General features: G+C 65.2%; 15 protein-coding genes. 7 read left to right on the top strand and 8 right to left on the bottom strand.

Annotated features, from left to right (window positions below; genetic code table 11):
- Positions 1-57: 57 nt before the first annotated feature.
- On the top strand, positions 58-1,572 hold the full coding sequence (locus tag AC1MEY_RS23710) for a GMC family oxidoreductase (protein WP_480231640.1): 1,515 nt from the start codon (positions 58-60) through the stop codon (positions 1,570-1,572).
- A 324-nt stretch (positions 1,573-1,896) separates the two neighbouring features.
- Positions 1,897-2,961, top strand: coding sequence for an LLM class flavin-dependent oxidoreductase (locus tag AC1MEY_RS23705; protein ID WP_480227814.1), 1,065 nt, complete (start codon positions 1,897-1,899; stop codon positions 2,959-2,961).
- A gap of 12 nt (positions 2,962-2,973) precedes the next feature.
- Here the strand turns inward: AC1MEY_RS23705 and AC1MEY_RS23700 are convergent, their stop codons facing one another.
- Both AC1MEY_RS23700 and AC1MEY_RS23695 read right to left on the bottom strand, forming a co-directional pair.
- Positions 2,974-3,618 (bottom strand): CYTH domain-containing protein, encoded by a 645-nt coding sequence (locus AC1MEY_RS23700; RefSeq protein WP_480227813.1) that lies wholly within the window; start codon positions 3,616-3,618, stop codon positions 2,974-2,976.
- 63 nt (positions 3,619-3,681) lie between these two features.
- Positions 3,682-4,509, bottom strand: coding sequence for a helix-turn-helix transcriptional regulator (locus AC1MEY_RS23695; RefSeq protein WP_480227812.1), 828 nt, complete (start codon positions 4,507-4,509; stop codon positions 3,682-3,684).
- Between the two features lie 86 nt (positions 4,510-4,595).
- On the opposite strand from AC1MEY_RS23695, the gene AC1MEY_RS23690 reads away from it, so the two are divergent.
- Positions 4,596-5,177: an SRPBCC family protein gene (locus AC1MEY_RS23690; protein ID WP_480227811.1), complete on the top strand. Its 582-nt coding sequence runs from the start codon at positions 4,596-4,598 to the stop codon at positions 5,175-5,177.
- 187 nt (positions 5,178-5,364) lie between these two features.
- Complete coding sequence (locus tag AC1MEY_RS23685) at positions 5,365-6,228, top strand: alpha/beta fold hydrolase (protein WP_480231639.1); 864 nt, start codon at positions 5,365-5,367, stop codon at positions 6,226-6,228.
- A gap of 127 nt (positions 6,229-6,355) precedes the next feature.
- Here AC1MEY_RS23685 and AC1MEY_RS23680 read toward each other — a convergent pair whose 3' ends face one another.
- Positions 6,356-7,069 (bottom strand): SDR family oxidoreductase, encoded by a 714-nt coding sequence (locus AC1MEY_RS23680; protein WP_480227810.1) that lies wholly within the window; start codon positions 7,067-7,069, stop codon positions 6,356-6,358.
- Between the two features lie 97 nt (positions 7,070-7,166).
- Between AC1MEY_RS23680 and AC1MEY_RS23675 the strand changes: the two genes are divergently transcribed.
- The gene (locus AC1MEY_RS23675) at positions 7,167-7,526 is read left to right on the top strand and encodes a MerR family transcriptional regulator (protein WP_480227809.1); all 360 of its coding nucleotides are present in this window, start codon (positions 7,167-7,169) and stop codon (positions 7,524-7,526) included.
- A 103-nt stretch (positions 7,527-7,629) separates the two neighbouring features.
- On the opposite strand, the gene AC1MEY_RS23670 is transcribed toward AC1MEY_RS23675, so the two are convergent.
- Positions 7,630-8,868 carry a DUF445 domain-containing protein gene (locus AC1MEY_RS23670; protein ID WP_480227808.1) on the bottom strand — a complete coding sequence of 413 codons (1,239 nt, stop codon included), beginning with the start codon at positions 8,866-8,868 and terminating at the stop codon, positions 7,630-7,632.
- On the bottom strand, positions 8,865-9,569 hold the full coding sequence (locus AC1MEY_RS23665) for an Abi-alpha family protein (RefSeq protein ID WP_480227807.1): 705 nt from the start codon (positions 9,567-9,569) through the stop codon (positions 8,865-8,867). Before AC1MEY_RS23665 ends, AC1MEY_RS23670 begins: the two co-directional genes overlap by 4 nt.
- 373 nt (positions 9,570-9,942) lie before the next feature.
- On the opposite strand from AC1MEY_RS23665, the gene AC1MEY_RS23660 reads away from it, so the two are divergent.
- The gene (locus tag AC1MEY_RS23660) at positions 9,943-10,866 is read left to right on the top strand and encodes a helix-turn-helix domain-containing protein (protein WP_480227806.1); all 924 of its coding nucleotides are present in this window, start codon (positions 9,943-9,945) and stop codon (positions 10,864-10,866) included.
- A 137-nt stretch (positions 10,867-11,003) separates the two neighbouring features.
- Here the strand turns inward: AC1MEY_RS23660 and AC1MEY_RS23655 are convergent, their stop codons facing one another.
- Together AC1MEY_RS23655 and AC1MEY_RS23650 are read right to left on the bottom strand one after the other, a co-directional pair.
- Positions 11,004-11,894: an SDR family oxidoreductase gene (locus AC1MEY_RS23655; protein WP_480227805.1), complete on the bottom strand. Its 891-nt coding sequence runs from the start codon at positions 11,892-11,894 to the stop codon at positions 11,004-11,006.
- Positions 11,894-12,634 (bottom strand): SDR family oxidoreductase, encoded by a 741-nt coding sequence (locus AC1MEY_RS23650; RefSeq protein WP_480227804.1) that lies wholly within the window; start codon positions 12,632-12,634, stop codon positions 11,894-11,896. Before AC1MEY_RS23650 ends, AC1MEY_RS23655 begins: the two co-directional genes overlap by 1 nt.
- A 369-nt stretch (positions 12,635-13,003) precedes the next feature.
- Here AC1MEY_RS23650 and AC1MEY_RS23645 point away from each other — a divergent pair, with 369 nt between their 5' ends.
- The gene (locus tag AC1MEY_RS23645) at positions 13,004-14,287 is read left to right on the top strand and encodes a sensor domain-containing phosphodiesterase (protein WP_480227803.1); all 1,284 of its coding nucleotides are present in this window, start codon (positions 13,004-13,006) and stop codon (positions 14,285-14,287) included.
- Positions 14,288-14,451: 164 nt separating this feature from the next.
- On the opposite strand, the gene AC1MEY_RS23640 is transcribed toward AC1MEY_RS23645, so the two are convergent.
- Entirely contained in the window at positions 14,452-15,141 is a 690-nt protein-coding gene (locus AC1MEY_RS23640) for a GAF and ANTAR domain-containing protein (protein ID WP_480227802.1), read from the bottom strand.
- Between the last annotated feature and the right edge of the window lie 259 nt (positions 15,142-15,400).

The raw sequence follows: 15,400 nt of genomic DNA, 5'->3' as shown, positions 1-15,400 counted from the left end.
GGAGTCGTGAAACAGACACATGCGAACCCCACATCCAAGACCGACCCCAACGACGACATGAGGGCCGCAACCGACTACATCGTCGTCGGAGCCGGCACGGCGGGCAGCGTCCTCGCGGCCCGGCTCACCGAGGACCCACACACGCGCGTCCTCCTCGTCGAGGCCGGGTCTGCGGTCGAGCTTCCCGCGATGGCCGTTCCGTTTCGGTGGCCCGAACTCATGGCGACGGAGGCTAATTGGGGTGACATCACCGTCACGCAGTCCTTTTCCGGGACCTCGGTACCCGCACCGCGGGGGAGGGCGCTCGGTGGATCATCGAGCACGAACGGGCTGACCTTCGTTCGTGGCCACCGCGCCAGCTACGACGCGTGGATCGATCAGGGCGCCAAGGGATGGGGCTTCGACGACCTGTTGCCGTACTTCAAGCGATCCGAGTCCACGCAGGGCCGCGACCCCGGCGTCCGCGGGACCGACGGCCCGCTGACGGTCGGACCCACCGCTGAGCCGAGCCCCATCGCGGTCGCAGCGCTCAACGCCTCCGCCGAGTTGGGCTACGAGACGGCGAGGGACATCAGCAGCGGCGTCGAAACCGGATTCGGTCTGGCCGACAGCAACATCAAGGATGGACGGCGCCAAAGTGCAGCCGACGCCTACCTCGATGAAGCGACGCTGGGTCGTCCGAATCTGCAGGTGGTCACCGACGCCATGGTTCAGCGCATCTTGGTGACCGACGGTGTCGCCATCGGCATTGAGTACGTTCGCGAAGGTGTCGCGACGCGCGTTCACGCCGCACGCGAGGTCATCCTCACCGCTGGAGCAATTGGGTCGGCGCAACTGCTGCTTGCGTCTGGGATCGGACCGGCACGACATCTCCGCGAGGTCGGCGTCGACGTGGTCCTCGACCTCCCGGGGGTGGGGGAGAACCTGCACGACCATCCCATGTCGACTGTGCTGTACGAGGCGACGGCAGCGCTGCCACACAATCCGCGAAACCCCATGGGCCAAGCCGTCGGATTGATCGAGACGGTGCACGCCGACGCAGGGCCCAACCTGCAGATCCTGGTGATCGCTGCGCCGATGCGGGCCTCCACGTTGCCCGGCCCCGACGATGGCTATGCCGTTGCGTTCTCGGCAATCACACCGTTCAGCCGCGGTCGGGTGCGTCTCGCGAGCGCGTCGATGGACATCGGACCGCTGATCGACCCCAATTATCTCGGCGACGATCGCGATGTGGCCGTGATGGAGGCCGGCTTCGAGATCGCCAGGCAGATCGGCGAATCCGCAGGTCTGTCGCAATGGCGCGCTGGGGAGGTTCAGCCGGGGCCGGCCGTTCAGGATCAGTCGTCGGTGCGCCAGTACCTCGGGCGCAGTCTGCTGGTCTACTTCCATTACGCCGGCACGTGCCGGGTCGGCACCGACGAGATGGCGGTGGTGGACCTCGAGCTGCGGGTGCGCGGCATCGACGCGCTGCGTGTCGCCGACGCATCGATCATGCCGTCGCCCGTCTCGGCCAACACCAATGCCACCGTGTACGCGATCGCCGAAAAGGCCGCTGATCTCATCCGGCTGTAATCGGTTCGCACTGCCTGGCGACGGGGCATGCGGATCGCTGCCACTTGGCGTCTGCGCAGTCTCAACTGCCCTGCCCGTAGTGCTCGACGGGTTACGCCGTCGGTCAACCGGGACGGCCCCCTGAGGACGTCCCACGGTGGGCGATTCGTGCACGCTCAGTCGCGCCTGGCGAGACGGGGCGTGCACGATTCACTCGATGTCGACGCCATCCAGTGCGCACATGACGGTCTACCGCAGGTCCTCGCCTTCGTCCACTCGGCAGTCGCTCGACGTCGCGCGCAGGGGACGGGTCAACCTCGGCTAGTCCCCGGGAATACCTGAACGGTGAATGAGGTTTGCGGTGCAGCGAAGGCTTTCGGATTCCTGAGCTTCGGGCACTATGCATCCGCTGGCGGTTCGGGCGGACCCGACGCCGCCGACATGCTGCGCGATGCAGTCGACATAGCGACAGGTGCCGACGAGTTGGGCGTCAACGGCGCTTACTTCCGCGTTCACCATTTCGCCCGGCAGTCCGCTGCACCCATGCCGCTCCTTGCCGCGATCGCCGCCCGCACCCAGCGGATCGAGGTCGGCACCGGTGTCATCGACATGCGGTACGAGAACCCGCTGCATCTCGCCGAAGAGGCAGCTGCGCTCGACCTGCTCTCGGAGGGGCGGGTGGCACTCGGAGTCAGTCGCGGGTCGCCTGAGCCGGCGTTACGCGGGTGGGAGGCCTTCGGGTACCGGGGTTCCGCGGATCCGCGTGGCGCCGACCTGGCCCGGGACAAGTTCGACCTGTTCCTGCGGGCCGTCCGTGGTGAGGGTGTCGCCGACGCCGATCCCCGGCAGTTTGGGCGAGTCGGAAAGCTGCGCATCGAGCCGCACTCGGCAGGATTGGCCGAGCGCATCTGGTGGGGTGCCGCGTCGCGAGAGACCGCGAAGTGGGCTGGCACGGCAGGCGTCAATCTGATGAGTTCGACGCTGCTGACCGAAGCTACGGGGGACGCCTTCGCAGACCTCCAGGCCGACCAGATCGACCAGTTCCGCGCGGCCTGGGCGGCCGCAGGTCACCTGCGAGTCCCACGAGTTTCAGTGAGCCGCAGCATCTTCCCGCTCGTAACCGATCTGGACCGGCAATACTTCGGTCCTCGGGGTGACGATTCGGCAGACCAGGTCGGCATCATCGACGGGTTCCGCTCGACCTTCGGCAAGACCTATGCCGCCGAACCCGACGTCCTCGTCGAGCAACTGAAGGCCGATGCCGCAGTCCAGTCGGCAGACACGCTGATGCTCACGATCCCCAGCCAGCTCGGGGTGGACCTGAACCTCCACATCCTCGAGACGTTCGCCCGTCACGTGGCCCCGGCGTTGGGGTGGGAGCCGAACTTCAAGGGACTTCCCACCGGTTGATGACGCGAAGCGTCACGATCGCCTCTCGGAGCCTTCCACGTCGTTACGGCCGAGGGTCTCGACGAACCGAGGCCCGAACTCCTGCAGCTCATCGCGGTAGCCGGCGGCCCACTCGCCGAATGGCTGATGAGCCAGGTACTCGTTGCGAAAACGGTCGTCCTCGGAGACCTCGGTGGCACAGAAGTCGGGGATCACGAGGTCGACCACGGGGGAGTTGCGCTCGACCTCGGCCAGTAGCAGGGGCGCGTTGCGGCCCAGGAACCGATCGACGATCCAGCCGTCCTCGCCCAACCAGGCGGAGTACCGGACCTTGACGACGACATGCTCCGCACGGGAGACGATCTGCCCGGCGACGGTCGGGTCGATCTCGCGTTCGGCTTCATAGCGTGTGCCGCCGACGGCCGGCCCCTTGGCGGTCATGGTTCCGATCGCGTCGGCGTCCACGCGGCCCAGTGCGTCGACGAGATCTGGCAGCGAAGCGTCGAGTTCGATGGGAGCGGAACCCTGCAACCGGACGCGAACCGCATAGCCGTCTGCGGCGAACAGGTAGGCCTGCAGGATGAGCGCCGGCCGCGGATCGAGCGCTGTGACGGCGGGCATCTCGCGGACGTAGAACTTCCGCTCGAACTCGAAGTCACCGGAGTTGGAGTCAGACACATCTCGACGTTAGCCCGCGAATGCGGCATTGGTCCGGAGGCGGAGCAGTTCAAGCAGCGACGATTACGGACTCTGGATGCCGACGACCCTGAGCAGGTCGAGCTTGTCCGCGTCGGTGCTGCCCGGTGCAGCCGTGTAGACCACGACACGGAGGTCTGAATCGGTCGTCGTGAGTACGTCGCAGTCGAAGGTGACGTGTCCGACGACAGGTGAGTCGACCGTCTTGCGATCGCTTCGTCGGGTCGCGACCTGCCACTCGCCCCAGAGATTCTCGAAGGTCGGGCTGGTGGCCCGTAGATCGGCGATGAGGTCGATCAAACCCCGGTCGTCCGGGTACACGCTCACGGCGGCGTGCAGGTCCGACACCATCTCTCGGGCGAAGTCGTCTGCTTGGTCCCCGGACTGGACGAGGGGAATGTTCTCGTTGACGAACGCCTGCCAGATCAAATTGGCATCACGACCGGAAAGGGCCGTCTGATCTCCGAAGAGCGCATGCCACATCCGGTTCCCAAGGATGAAATCCCATGCTGCCGTGTAGATACCGACGGGCGTTTCCGTCAGGTGATCGAGGATCCGCTGCAGTCCCGGGCTTAGGTGAGTCGATATCACGCCGCGGGATGGCGGTGCGACCCCTCCTGAACGGAAGAGCACGTCGCGTTCTTGGGCAGTCAACCTCAGGGCACGAGCGAGTGCGGCGAGCACCTGCGGAGAGGGGTTGCGCGCCCGGCCCTGCTCAAGACGCACCAAGTAGTCCACCGACAGGCCGGAGAGTGAAGCCAGCTCTTCGCGGCGAAGGCCTGGGCTGCGGCGATCCTGACCAGACGGCAGACCAGCTTCCTCAGGACTCGCGCGGTCGCGCCACGCCCTGATCGCGGCACCGAGTTCGGTCATCACACGAGTGTGCCACCGGTTCGCGGGTCACTCGGTGGTACTGCTGGTCTCTGGTGGGGAGCTTGCGGAACATGCATCGTCGAGTAATGGCAAACCCCAATCCCATTACTCTGCTCATCACGTCGGCCGACCGTACGGTGCCGGTCACCGTCCAGCAGCGATCGCGCCTGACACCCGCCGAGTCCATGAGTATCATTGCGCCAGTTGATCTTTCGATGATCTTCCGTCCGGTCGCACCATTTCCCGGTGTCTCTGGGGTCGCCAACCAGACCGCGGCGTGGGATCACCCCGGACCGTCCCGGAACCCGCAGTTCACGGACGGGTCCCAGGCCACCGAGCAATTGATCGAGTACACGTCGGGTTCTAGCTTCGCCTACCAACTGAGCGGGTTCACGAACGCGCTCTCCAGACTCGCCGTCGGAGTTCGCGGCGAGTGGACCTTCACACCGGATGGCACGGGAACGCTGATCCGGTGGTCCTACGAGTTCAAGCCCTTGCCCGGTCGCCGCTGGATCGTCGCGGGACCGTTCAAACCGTTGTGGCGGCGCTACATGACGGTCGCCCTGGCCCGGTCCGTAGAAACTTCGGAGGCGCACTTTCAGCCCGCCGCGCAACGGGACGGTCGTAGTGAACGACGGCCATCGCCAACCGTCGGGATCGAGGGCTGAGGATGCGTCGGCATCCCCTCGACGATCGGACGACATCACGAACGAGGTGCGCGAACGCGGTGGCGCCCAGGTCGGGGCGACGGCAGACGCGCTCAACACGGCGAATACCCGTTGCAACCGATCGATGATGAGCCATCATCAGGCGATCAGAAGGCCACGTCGTCGAGCAACATTGGAAGAGCGAGCCATGGTCGAGCCGCCCGACGGACACGTCGTTCAGCTCCGGGACGGCCGAAGTATGGGTTACGCGGAGTACGGCGACCCGAATGGCTTCGTCATCGTCAGTGCGCACGGCGGCCTGGCGTGCCGACTGGACGTTGCGGCAGCCGACGCCGTAGCGCGCGACGCCGGAGTCCGGCTGGTGTCACCGGATCGTCCCGGCATCGGGTGGTCCGACCCGCAGCCCGGGCGCACGATTCTGGACTGGGCCGACGATGTCACGGACATGCTGAATCAAATCGGAGTCGACCGTTTCGGCGCCATGGGATGGTCGATGGGTGGGCCGTACGCCGCCGCCATCGGATACGCGGTGCCACAGCGGGTATCGCGGGTGGCGATCGTCGCGGGCGCCCTGCCGCTCACCGAGCCGGGCGTCTTCCCCGAGCTACCGGCGATCGATCGTGCATACACGGTCCTGTCCGAGCGGGCACCGTGGATTGCCGGACTGTGCTTTCGCGCGATGGGATCGGCGGCTCGGTGGGCACCGAACACGTACGGCCGACTGGCCGCTCGCGATTTGGGCCCCGCAGACGGCGCCGTCCTCCGCGCAGAGGGATTCGGCACCTTCTCGTCGATGTCGAGGGAAGCTCTGCGCCGGCCGGCCGGCGTCGTCGAGGAATACCGAGCGTGGAGGCGGCCGTGGGGATTCGCCCCCGAAGACCTCGTGGTTGCCGTCGACGTGTGGGCCGGAACCCACGACGAACTCATCGATGCGGAATGGCCGACGGCGTTGGCGGACCGCATTCCGGGCGCCCGATTGTGTCGGCGATCCGGCGGCCATTTCATGGCCCACCTGCACTACCGAGAGATCTTCGAGGCCCTGCGTGAGTGACCTCGGCTTGACGTCACTTCGCCGCAGCGCTTCGACGACCAACTGACGCATCGGGGTCGCCAGGCATCCGTCGTCACGTCCGGTTCTCGGGGAGAGCCCGGTCGACTGCCTGGTCGACCAAGGATCCTCAGCGCATGTGCTCGAGGAATCCGTTCGGGGGCCCGGTCAAGGCCTCCTTCGCGGCGCGGGCATCCGAGTCGACGAGGACCTCGACGTCGTCGTGTTCGATGCCGTCGAGCGACGCTCTCGCCACCTCGTCAGCGCCGATCTTCGGTCCGTCGTACCCGGAGGAGAAGTCGGTCTCCACCGCCCCGAAGTGGAGACTCTGAACGAGCACCCCGGCGGGTTCGAGTTCCATGCGGAGACCACTGGTGAGGCTCCACGCTGCTGCCTTCGACGCGCAGTACGCGCCATTCTCGGGCGCGGAGAACCAGGCGGCGGCCGAGAGCACGTTGACGACGGCGCCCTGCCGGGACCTCAATGCGGGCGCGAATGCCCTGGTCATCTCCAACGCGCCGAACACGTTCGTGTCGAACTGCCGTCGCATCTGGGCCACGGATCCGTCGAGGAGCGATTCGAACGCGACGATCCCGGCGTTGTTGACCAGGATGGAGACATCAGTGGCTGCACCTGCGGCCCGCAAGATGTCGTCCGAGTTGGTGACGTCCAAGCGGACGACCTCGATGCGTGGGTCGTGCGATGACTCCCGGTCGATCGAATGCGTGTCGCGCACGCCGACGTAGATCTTTCTGACACCACGGGACAGGAACTCCGACACGAAGGCGCGCCCGATTCCTCGATTGGCACCGGTGACGAACGCGACCTGATCGCTGATTCTCATTGCCGTCCTCTGCTCCGACCACCCCGCAGTGCGGGCTCCCCAAACACTAAGATGTGACACCGGTGTCAGGTTCAAGCCCACAATCGGACAGGTTCACATGCGCATCGGAGATCTCGCCCACACGACGGGTGCCAGCGTGCGATCGCTGCGTTACTACGAGCAGCAGAGACTTCTCGCTTCCGATCGCACTCCTGGCGGACAACGCACGTACGACGAGGACGCAGCCGGCCGGGTCCAGCTGATCCAGCATCTCTATGCCGCAGGACTGTCGAGCCAGGCCATCGCGGCCCTGCTGCCGTGCGAGACCACGAAAGTGGTCACCGACGAGATGCTCGACCTGGTACGCCATCAGATGTCTCGCATCGAACTGCGCATCGAACAACTCACCGCGGCCCGAGAGAACCTGAACGGCATTCTCGACACCATGGAAGCCGCCGCCGGAGTGCCCGGAGCCTGACCACACCGAGAACGACGACGGTCCACCATCAGTGGAGACGTCAAGCCACGCGTATGTGCTCGTGCCGGCGCGGTTCGCACACTCCTGCCGCGTCCGCGTCGGCTCAGCGGGACGCGAAGTGCACGATCAGCTCGGCCTGCAGCTCGCCGAACAGGAAGCCAAGTGCCGCACCGAGAACGACGATGATCCACTCGTCGTCCTTGAACGCCGGCCGAAGCAGGTTCTCGTATGACGTGGCGTCGAGCTGCAACATCTTCTCGACCATCATGTCCTCGAGCTGGAGTCGCTCTGCGAAGTATTCCTCGATGTAGCTCGACGTCTCCGGCAGCTTCGCGACGATCGACTCGGCGATCTGCTGCTTCATGTCCTGGTACTGCCGGCTGCCGACCGCCTCGATGACGCGGACGGCGACGCCGAGCTGGTCGTCGATGGTCGTGCGAATCTCCGTTTGGATGACGTCGAAGAACTTGTCCGACATCGGGCCGGTGAGGAGACTTTCCATGATGGCCTTGGGTGTGAATATCTCCCTCGCCATCAGCGCCGCGTAACCGCGGATCACATCCTCGCGTTCGGCCTGGAAGACGCCCTGCCATTTGATGCCGGGGAGGACGGTACGCCGGCTCATCGGTCGGAAGATCATCTGCAGCGCAATGTAATCGGTGAGGCCGCCAGTTAGGAGGCCGAACGCCGGCAACGTCCAGGTCCATCCCGTCACGCCGAACACTACGACCTGGACGAGGCCGATGATGAAGCCGAAGATGAGCCCGGCCCTGATGAGGAACTTGAACGCCGACTTTCCGATGTCCTGAAAGACCCTGTTGAGCTTGACTTTGTCGCGCACCAGATTGGTGACGACCATGTGCTTGATGTCGAAGATCTGGTCGACCTGGCTCTTCACGCCTTCGAACATCTTGCGCGACGCGGCAGGGATGCGACTGTCCACGTTCGCGACGATGAGTTGCTTGACCTGGTCGGGCGTGGCCCGCCAAACCTGGGGTTGAAGGGCCATCATCATGGTGTCGACGAGTTCGGCGGCGGCCTCGTGCAGAGGTTCGCCAAGCTCCCTGACCAGCTCGTCGGGGTCGATCTTGTCGAACATCTCCTGCGGATCGATGATGCCCGAGGTGAGCGAATCCACGGCGACAGCAGCCATTTTCGGTGCGCGCTTGGGGATTTGGCCCTGCCAACCGAGGTACGGCTTGATGCCGCGGAACTCCACCGGGTAGAACATCATCTTCAGGGCGAGGATCTTCGTCGCCCAGCCGACCAGCGCGGCGCCGAGCGGGATGGTGACGTACACCCACACGGGGTAGGTGAAGATGTCTTCCCAGCCGCCGTTCACTTGGCTGCATCCCAGAGCTGTTGACCCAGCTCGGTGATGCGCAGGGTCCGCCGGACCACCCGTGCCGACCGCATACCGCGCCTGGCACTCGCAACGGCGAGATTCACGGAGGCGTCGGTCAGCAACATCTCGTAGTCGTCATACATCCGATTGCCGCCTTCGGGGCCGGTGACAGCGAGTCCCGCCTGGATGAGGCGGCTTACGTAGAGCGGGGTGTGGTCGGGCAGCGACACCCCGGCGGCCCGGCCCACCGTTGAGGCGTTGACCAGTACGAATGCTGTGCTGGAGCCGATGACGGGCTCTGCGACGTCGATGACCGGGTAGGCCGAGCCATCCGAAAGTGCCGCCAGAATTCGGGCCTCGTCGGGGAGGAGATTCGTCAGCAGTGCAAGGTGCAGCGTGTTCCGGCTGTCGGTGGGGCTGTTGTACATCGATCTGTCCAGCAACGAATGCAGCACGTCGGTTGGAGTAGCTGGTGCATGTTCGTCGGCGGAGTTGGCGTCATCGGGCGCCGGCTCAAGATTGGCGAGGTGCTCGCGGACGGCCCTGACCACCAGTCGCTCGGCATCGGCTACCAGCGGCAGCACTGTGTCGGCGAACGGAGCACGCCTGACTGCATGCTCCGCAACCTGCAGCGCCATCGCGAATAGACCGGTGGCCGTCATATGCGCGGTGCCGCTACGCGACCGTTTGCGGAACACCCAACAGCCCGTACGAAAGCCGACCCTCGGTGTACCGCATCCCCCGGTTCTCGCATCGGCGCATCGTATGCGACGTCATGCGCAGCTATCGGCGAATCAACAATGTCGTAGAACACCGCTTTCGTGACCTGCGGAAGTTCCTGAAGTCATGAAAATGGCTTCACCCATGCGTATCAGATCAGTGTCGAAGTGTAACGTCGGCCAACTCGTAAGCCCGCCGCTTCACGGGAGTTGCTGTGATGAACCGCGGACGGAAGATGGCCAACATGGCCGCGCGAGGACAGGGGCGATGAGCTCCACGCCTTGTCCAGGTGTCGGCTCCCCACCCCCGTGGTACCGTGACTTCACGCGTGAACCAACGAGGAAGAGTGCGATGCTGAGCATGCTCGCCGCGTGCGACGCGGCCGAGGCCAGACTGCCGGCGGTCAGGCAGTCGAGCAGCCACGACCTTCGGTGGGATTCGGTGCTCGCTCGGACGTACCAGGAGAAGCCCGACGTCGACGAGTTCACCACCTTGCCGACGAACAACCTGCTGTTCGTCTTCGTGACCGGGGGCATCTACGCCATCGACGAACTGAGCGACGGACGGTGTCACAGCACGGTGTACCGCCCCGGCTCGACGGGACTCACGGCCCCGGGGAGTGCAAGCACCCTGCGGTGGCGCTCCATCGGCAGGCGGCCCCTGACGTCTCTTCAGGTGTATCTGTCTCCCGACCTGTTCGCCGGTATCCGCTCCGAGGGTGACGAGCGGGCCTTGGCCGTCCTGCCCGACGCACTCGCCGTCGATGATCCCGTCATCACGACGGTGGGACGTGCGCTCGGCTGGGCGCTCGAGTCCGAGGCGTCGTCGCTCTATGCCGATTCGGCCGCTCAGTTCCTGGCCGCCCACGTCGTGGAACGGCATCTGAGGTGTCGGGCCGTGCCGCGCGGTCGCGGTCTGGAAGCCAAGGCGTTGACCGCGGTGGTGGCCTACATGCAGGACAACCTCGCCGCCGACGTCACCCTGGAGCAACTGGCCGCGGTGGCGCGGCTGAGCAAGCACCACTTCCTCCGTTCGTTCAAGACCGCAACGGGGGTCACACCGAACGGTTTCCTGATCGAGATGCGGATGCAGCGCGCGTCGGAACTGCTGGCGGCGCCGACGAGCACGGTGAGTTCGGTGGCCGCCCGATGCGGCTATCGAAGTGCCAGTCACTTCGCAGCGGCGTTCCACCGTCATCACGGCATAACGCCCAAAGCCTTTCGTGCAGAACGGTTGTCGGGGTCCTCAGGTGGGGGTCCCATGCGGTCGGCGTGATCGCCGCCACCGCGCTCCAGCCGTGCCGGCCGCCGCCAGTCCCACCGAACCGACCGGCACCAGCGCCACCAATCGGTCGTCGTGGCGACTCGCACTCAGGGCACTCCTTCGGCTGGACGAAAGACTGTCACGCAGCGCTATGGTGCGGGACGCAGCAGGTCGCTCAATCCGAGTCGCTCGTAGAACTTCCGCCGTATGCGATCGCCCACCTCGTTCACCTCTTCGGCGCCGTCGTCGGCGGGATCGATGTGAACGCGGAAGGGGCGCTGCCCCTTCGGAGTGTCGACCACGTCACGGATGGCGCGTGCCACCTCCGACGGGTCGGCGTCCGGTGGCGACAATTCGTTGAGCTTCTCGGTCACCTGGTCGACGAGCCCGCCGTAGCGGGATTCGTAGGCGGCGGCGGTGTCCCCGTCCGTGGGTTGGCCGGCGTTGGCGAAGTGGTTGGTTCCGGAGGTGAAGGATCCGGGCACGATGATCGACGTGTCGATGCCGAAGCGAACGAGTTCGGCGGCGTAGCTCACGGCCAGCGAGTCTTCGGCCGCCTTCGCTGCGAAGTAGGGAGCCAGGTACGGCGGCGTGCCGCCGCGCGTACTGGTCGAGCCCACCCACACCAGCAGTCCGTCACCGCGCTCCCGCATGTGCGGCAGGACGGCACGGTTGACGCGTTGCGTCGACAGCACGTTGACGTCATAGGCCTGTGCAAGGTCCTCGGGTGTGAACGACTCCGTCGGACCCAACACCATGTGACCGGCGTTGTGCACCACCACGTCGAGGTGACCGACGTCGGACAGGATCGACGCGATGGCGTCGTCGACGGACTGCTGATCGCTGACGTCGAGTTCGACGGGCCGCAGATCCACCGAATGCTCGGATGCATGGGCGATGGCGTCGGCCGCCGCCCTCTGGTTCTTGGTCTCGAGGTTGCGCATCCCGGCGAAGACGGTGTGCCCGGCAGAGGCCAACTCGCGCACGGTCATGGCGCCGAATCCGCTCGACGCTCCCGTGACCACGATCGTCTTGGCCATCAGATCACGCCGCCGTTCACGTAGATGGTCTGCCCGTTGACCCACCGCGCCGGACCGGCCAGGAACGACACCGCGTCCGCGACGTCGGCGGGCTCACCGAGCCGGGCGAGTGGGGCCATCTCGGCCATGTGCTGAATCTGTTCGTCGCTCTTGCCCTCCAGGAAGAGCGGCGTCGCGGTCGGCCCCGGAGCCACGGTGTTCACGGTGACGTTGCGACCCCGCAGTTCCTTGGCGAGGATCAAGGTGAGGGCCTCGACCGCGCCCTTGCTCGCGGCATACGCCGAATAGGTCGGCAGCGCCAGTTTCACCACCGACGACGAGAAATTGATCAGCGCGCCCCCGTCGCGGAGGTTCTTCGCCGCCCACTGCGAGATGACGTACGTGCCCCGAACATTGGTGCGCATCGTGCGGTCGAAGGTGTCCAATGACGTCTCGGCCAGGGGCGAGAGGATCATGATTCCGGCCGTGTTCACGACGACGTCCACGCCCCCGTAACGGTTGGTCACCTCGTCGAACATCGCGGACACGGCGTCTTCGTCGGCGACGTCGGCCTGGACTGCGAATGCCGAACCGTTCGCCTCGGTGACGGCCGACACCACCTCGGCGGCCCGATCGGCACTGCCCGAGTAGTGCACCGCAACGGCGAATCCGTCGTCGGCGAGGCGTTGGACGATCTCGCGGCCGATGCCACCCGACCCCCCGGTCACCACGGCCACCCTCGCCTCGTGGGCGTTGCTCACTTCTTACCTCCCGCGGCTTCGTACCCTCGACGAAGATCCGGCACCAGAAAGTCTGCCGTCCGCGCGGTTGGTCGAGTAGCGCGATGTTGCGCAGTTCGAACGGTGAATTGCTGTGTCCGAATCGGTCGGACGCCGGGCCGGTCCAGGGCGGTGCGGACTCGTCTGCCCCACATCCCTGACGGTGTCGATGGGCTGAGGTGGGACTACACCTCGGTATCGCACCGGGCGATGAAACGAGTACGACGAAGTCGGCACATCGCACGCCACCCGGGGGTCTATGTTTGGGAAGTTGGCGACGCCAATGCTGAGTGGTCGATCAGCGATTGACGACGCAGGTGGGAACGAGATGCATTGGTCAGAAGACCGTCCATGATGGACTCAAGGTCGACGTCCCCCGAGGGCTTCGACCGGGCGGTCGCAGGTGATGGGCTTCGAACCGTCTATCAGCCCATCGTTTCGCTCCCAGAGGGCTGCACGGTTGGATTCGAGGCGCTGGCCCGTTGGACGCATGTCCCCACCGCACTTTGCGAAGCCGTCTTCCGCCATGCGGCGCGTTCTGGCCAGGCTCTACGACTGGAGCGTAATTGCATCGAAGCGGCCATCACTGGTGCGAGAGACGCCGGTCTGACCCCGGGCAGCGCGCTGTTCATCAATTGTGAGGCCGCCGCACCGTTCGTCAGTCGGTCACACAGCAGCGTCCTCGATTACGGCGCGGACACCTATCAGATCGTCTTTGAGGTCACCGAACGCGATCTGCTCGCCGACCCGGCCAACTTGTTGCGCAAGGTGGTCGCACTGCGTGACGAGGGGTTCGCCGTGGCGCTCGATGACGTTGGTTCAGCGGCTGAGTCGCTTGCACTTCTCGATGTCTTGGCGCCGGATGTGATCAAGCTCGATCTAACCGTCGTCCAGTCGCAACCCCGCTACCGTCAAGCACGCACGTGGGCAGCCGTGCTCGAGCATCACGAGCGTGCAGGTGCCCATGTGGTGGCAGAGGGCATCGAAACAGAGGAGCACTTCGATCGGGCGCTTGCGCTAGGCGCCACCATGGGGCAGGGCTTCCGTTTCGGACACCCTGAGCCGTTGAGCGAGGACGCCGCTACCAGCTCTCCGTGGCCACCGATACGAACCCAGGATTCCTGTGCCGACTTCGGATCTCCGTTCGAGGCGATGCTGAACTACCAGATTGCACGAGTCGAGCCGAGACCAATGGCAGTTCGGCGGTATCCCAGGTCGACTGTGATCGCGCTGTCGGATTCTCTTGCGCAGCAGGCACTCGAGGCCAGCGATCCGCCCATGGTGCTATCTGCACTGCAGAATGCGATGTCCTTTACCGGGGACACGCGGGCCCGGCTCGGGCATCTGGCCGAACGCTCTCCGTTGGTGGCGGTCTTCGGGGTCGATGTGGCCCAGACCCTAGACTTCGGCATAAGGGGCGTGTGTTTCGACCACGACGATTCCCTTCGTGGTCAATTCATCGTCGTCGCACTTGGCGCGAACATCGCGGCCACTGTCGTTTGTCGTGAGGTCCCATCGGAGGACCACGCAAACCATGACGGGAGTCAGTTCTTCGATGTCGCAGCAAGTAATGATCGTGCCTTGGTGACCCGAATCGCTCGCCAGCTGTTGAGCCGTATGTTGGCGGCACGCTGAGAATCGCCGCCCACGTGAGCTGGCCGGGGGGCCTCACGAAATGCAATTCTGCAGGCGCGTCCGCTGGTCCATCGACGCTCGGGACCGTCATCACTGAGCTGCAACGTCTTTCGCATGGATTCGGACCGTACCGAAAGGCCGACGGTTGATTGGCACGGCACCGTTTACGGACGGGAGTCGATGACGCGCTGTGCGATGACCGTCAACTTCTCGTTCCGGTCCTGTGAGAGCTGGCGCATCATCTCGAACGCTGCCAACGCGCCGATGGCAAAGCGCTCCATGATGACGCCCTTCGCCTGGCCAATCACGTCGCGACTGGCGAGAGCTGAATTGAACTGAGTGGTTCGGTCGTCGGCGATGATGGCGATGGCAGCCTGCGTCGCCAGCATCGAGCCCAGCGTTTCTGCTTGCGGGTCGAACGTGTGCGGTGCACGGCCGAACATGTTGAGCGCTCCCGCGCCCCTGCTGTGGGTGTAGAGCTGAAACGACAATGCGGTGTGGACCCCCCTCTCGACGGCGCCTGCCGAGAATGCCGGCCACCGTCGGTCCACCCTCAGGTCGGCGCAGCGAACGACTGCTTCGCTGCCCGTCGCGGCGTCAAGGCATGGTCCTTCGCCGACGTCGAATTGCAACTGGTCCAACTCGACGATGACCGGTGTCGTTGGCTTCACCGATCGAAACGTGCCATCGGCAATCGTCAGAACATCTGCGTAGTCAACGTGTTCGAGCAGGTCTACGGCTGCAGCCGTTACGGCGGCTAGTACGTCCCCGATCTCTTGGTAGGCATCGATCCTGCTCGCCACGTCGTGCATGGCCGAGGAAAGGCCATCGTCCTGGATCGGAGGGATCTTCATGTAGATGACTTCCCGCTGCCCGCAGAGAGAGGTGTCGAGCTGGCGGTCAGGACTTGAGTATGCGCCTGCAAGTGACGGCCGGGGGCTACCCAGGGGGCTTGGTCGCACCCGCTGGGCACAGAATGACGCCGCGAGGTCCGAGGCCGAAGAGCGCCGACAAGCGCGCGGGCTGCGTGCCCCCGCCGTGCCGCGATCTCCGTCAGCTCTCGCGCAGTGCACCAGCGTGTGGAGAACCGACGAGGGGGCACACACGTGAGCG

The sequence above is a fragment of the Mycobacterium sp. PTI7 genome (genome assembly GCF_056679845.1).
The sequence above is the reverse complement of the archived record's forward strand: the minus strand, read 5'-3'. Positions and strand labels throughout refer to the sequence as shown.

Coding starts and splice junctions, on each gene's coding strand:
- AC1MEY_RS23645 (WP_480227803.1), top strand. CDS start 13,004: ATGATGGACTCAAGGTCGACGTCCCCCGAGGGCTTCGACCGGGCGGTC.
- AC1MEY_RS23660 (WP_480227806.1), top strand. CDS start 9,943: ATGCTGAGCATGCTCGCCGCGTGCGACGCGGCCGAGGCCAGACTGCCG.
- AC1MEY_RS23710 (WP_480231640.1), top strand. CDS start 58: ATGAGGGCCGCAACCGACTACATCGTCGTCGGAGCCGGCACGGCGGGC.
- AC1MEY_RS23685 (WP_480231639.1), top strand. CDS start 5,365: ATGGTCGAGCCGCCCGACGGACACGTCGTTCAGCTCCGGGACGGCCGA.
- AC1MEY_RS23655 (WP_480227805.1), bottom strand. CDS start 11,894: ATGGCCAAGACGATCGTGGTCACGGGAGCGTCGAGCGGATTCGGCGCC.
- AC1MEY_RS23690 (WP_480227811.1), top strand. CDS start 4,596: ATGGCAAACCCCAATCCCATTACTCTGCTCATCACGTCGGCCGACCGT.
- AC1MEY_RS23675 (WP_480227809.1), top strand. CDS start 7,167: ATGCGCATCGGAGATCTCGCCCACACGACGGGTGCCAGCGTGCGATCG.
- AC1MEY_RS23695 (WP_480227812.1), bottom strand. CDS start 4,509: ATGACCGAACTCGGTGCCGCGATCAGGGCGTGGCGCGACCGCGCGAGT.
- AC1MEY_RS23680 (WP_480227810.1), bottom strand. CDS start 7,069: ATGAGAATCAGCGATCAGGTCGCGTTCGTCACCGGTGCCAATCGAGGA.
- AC1MEY_RS23640 (WP_480227802.1), bottom strand. CDS start 15,141: ATGAAGATCCCTCCGATCCAGGACGATGGCCTTTCCTCGGCCATGCAC.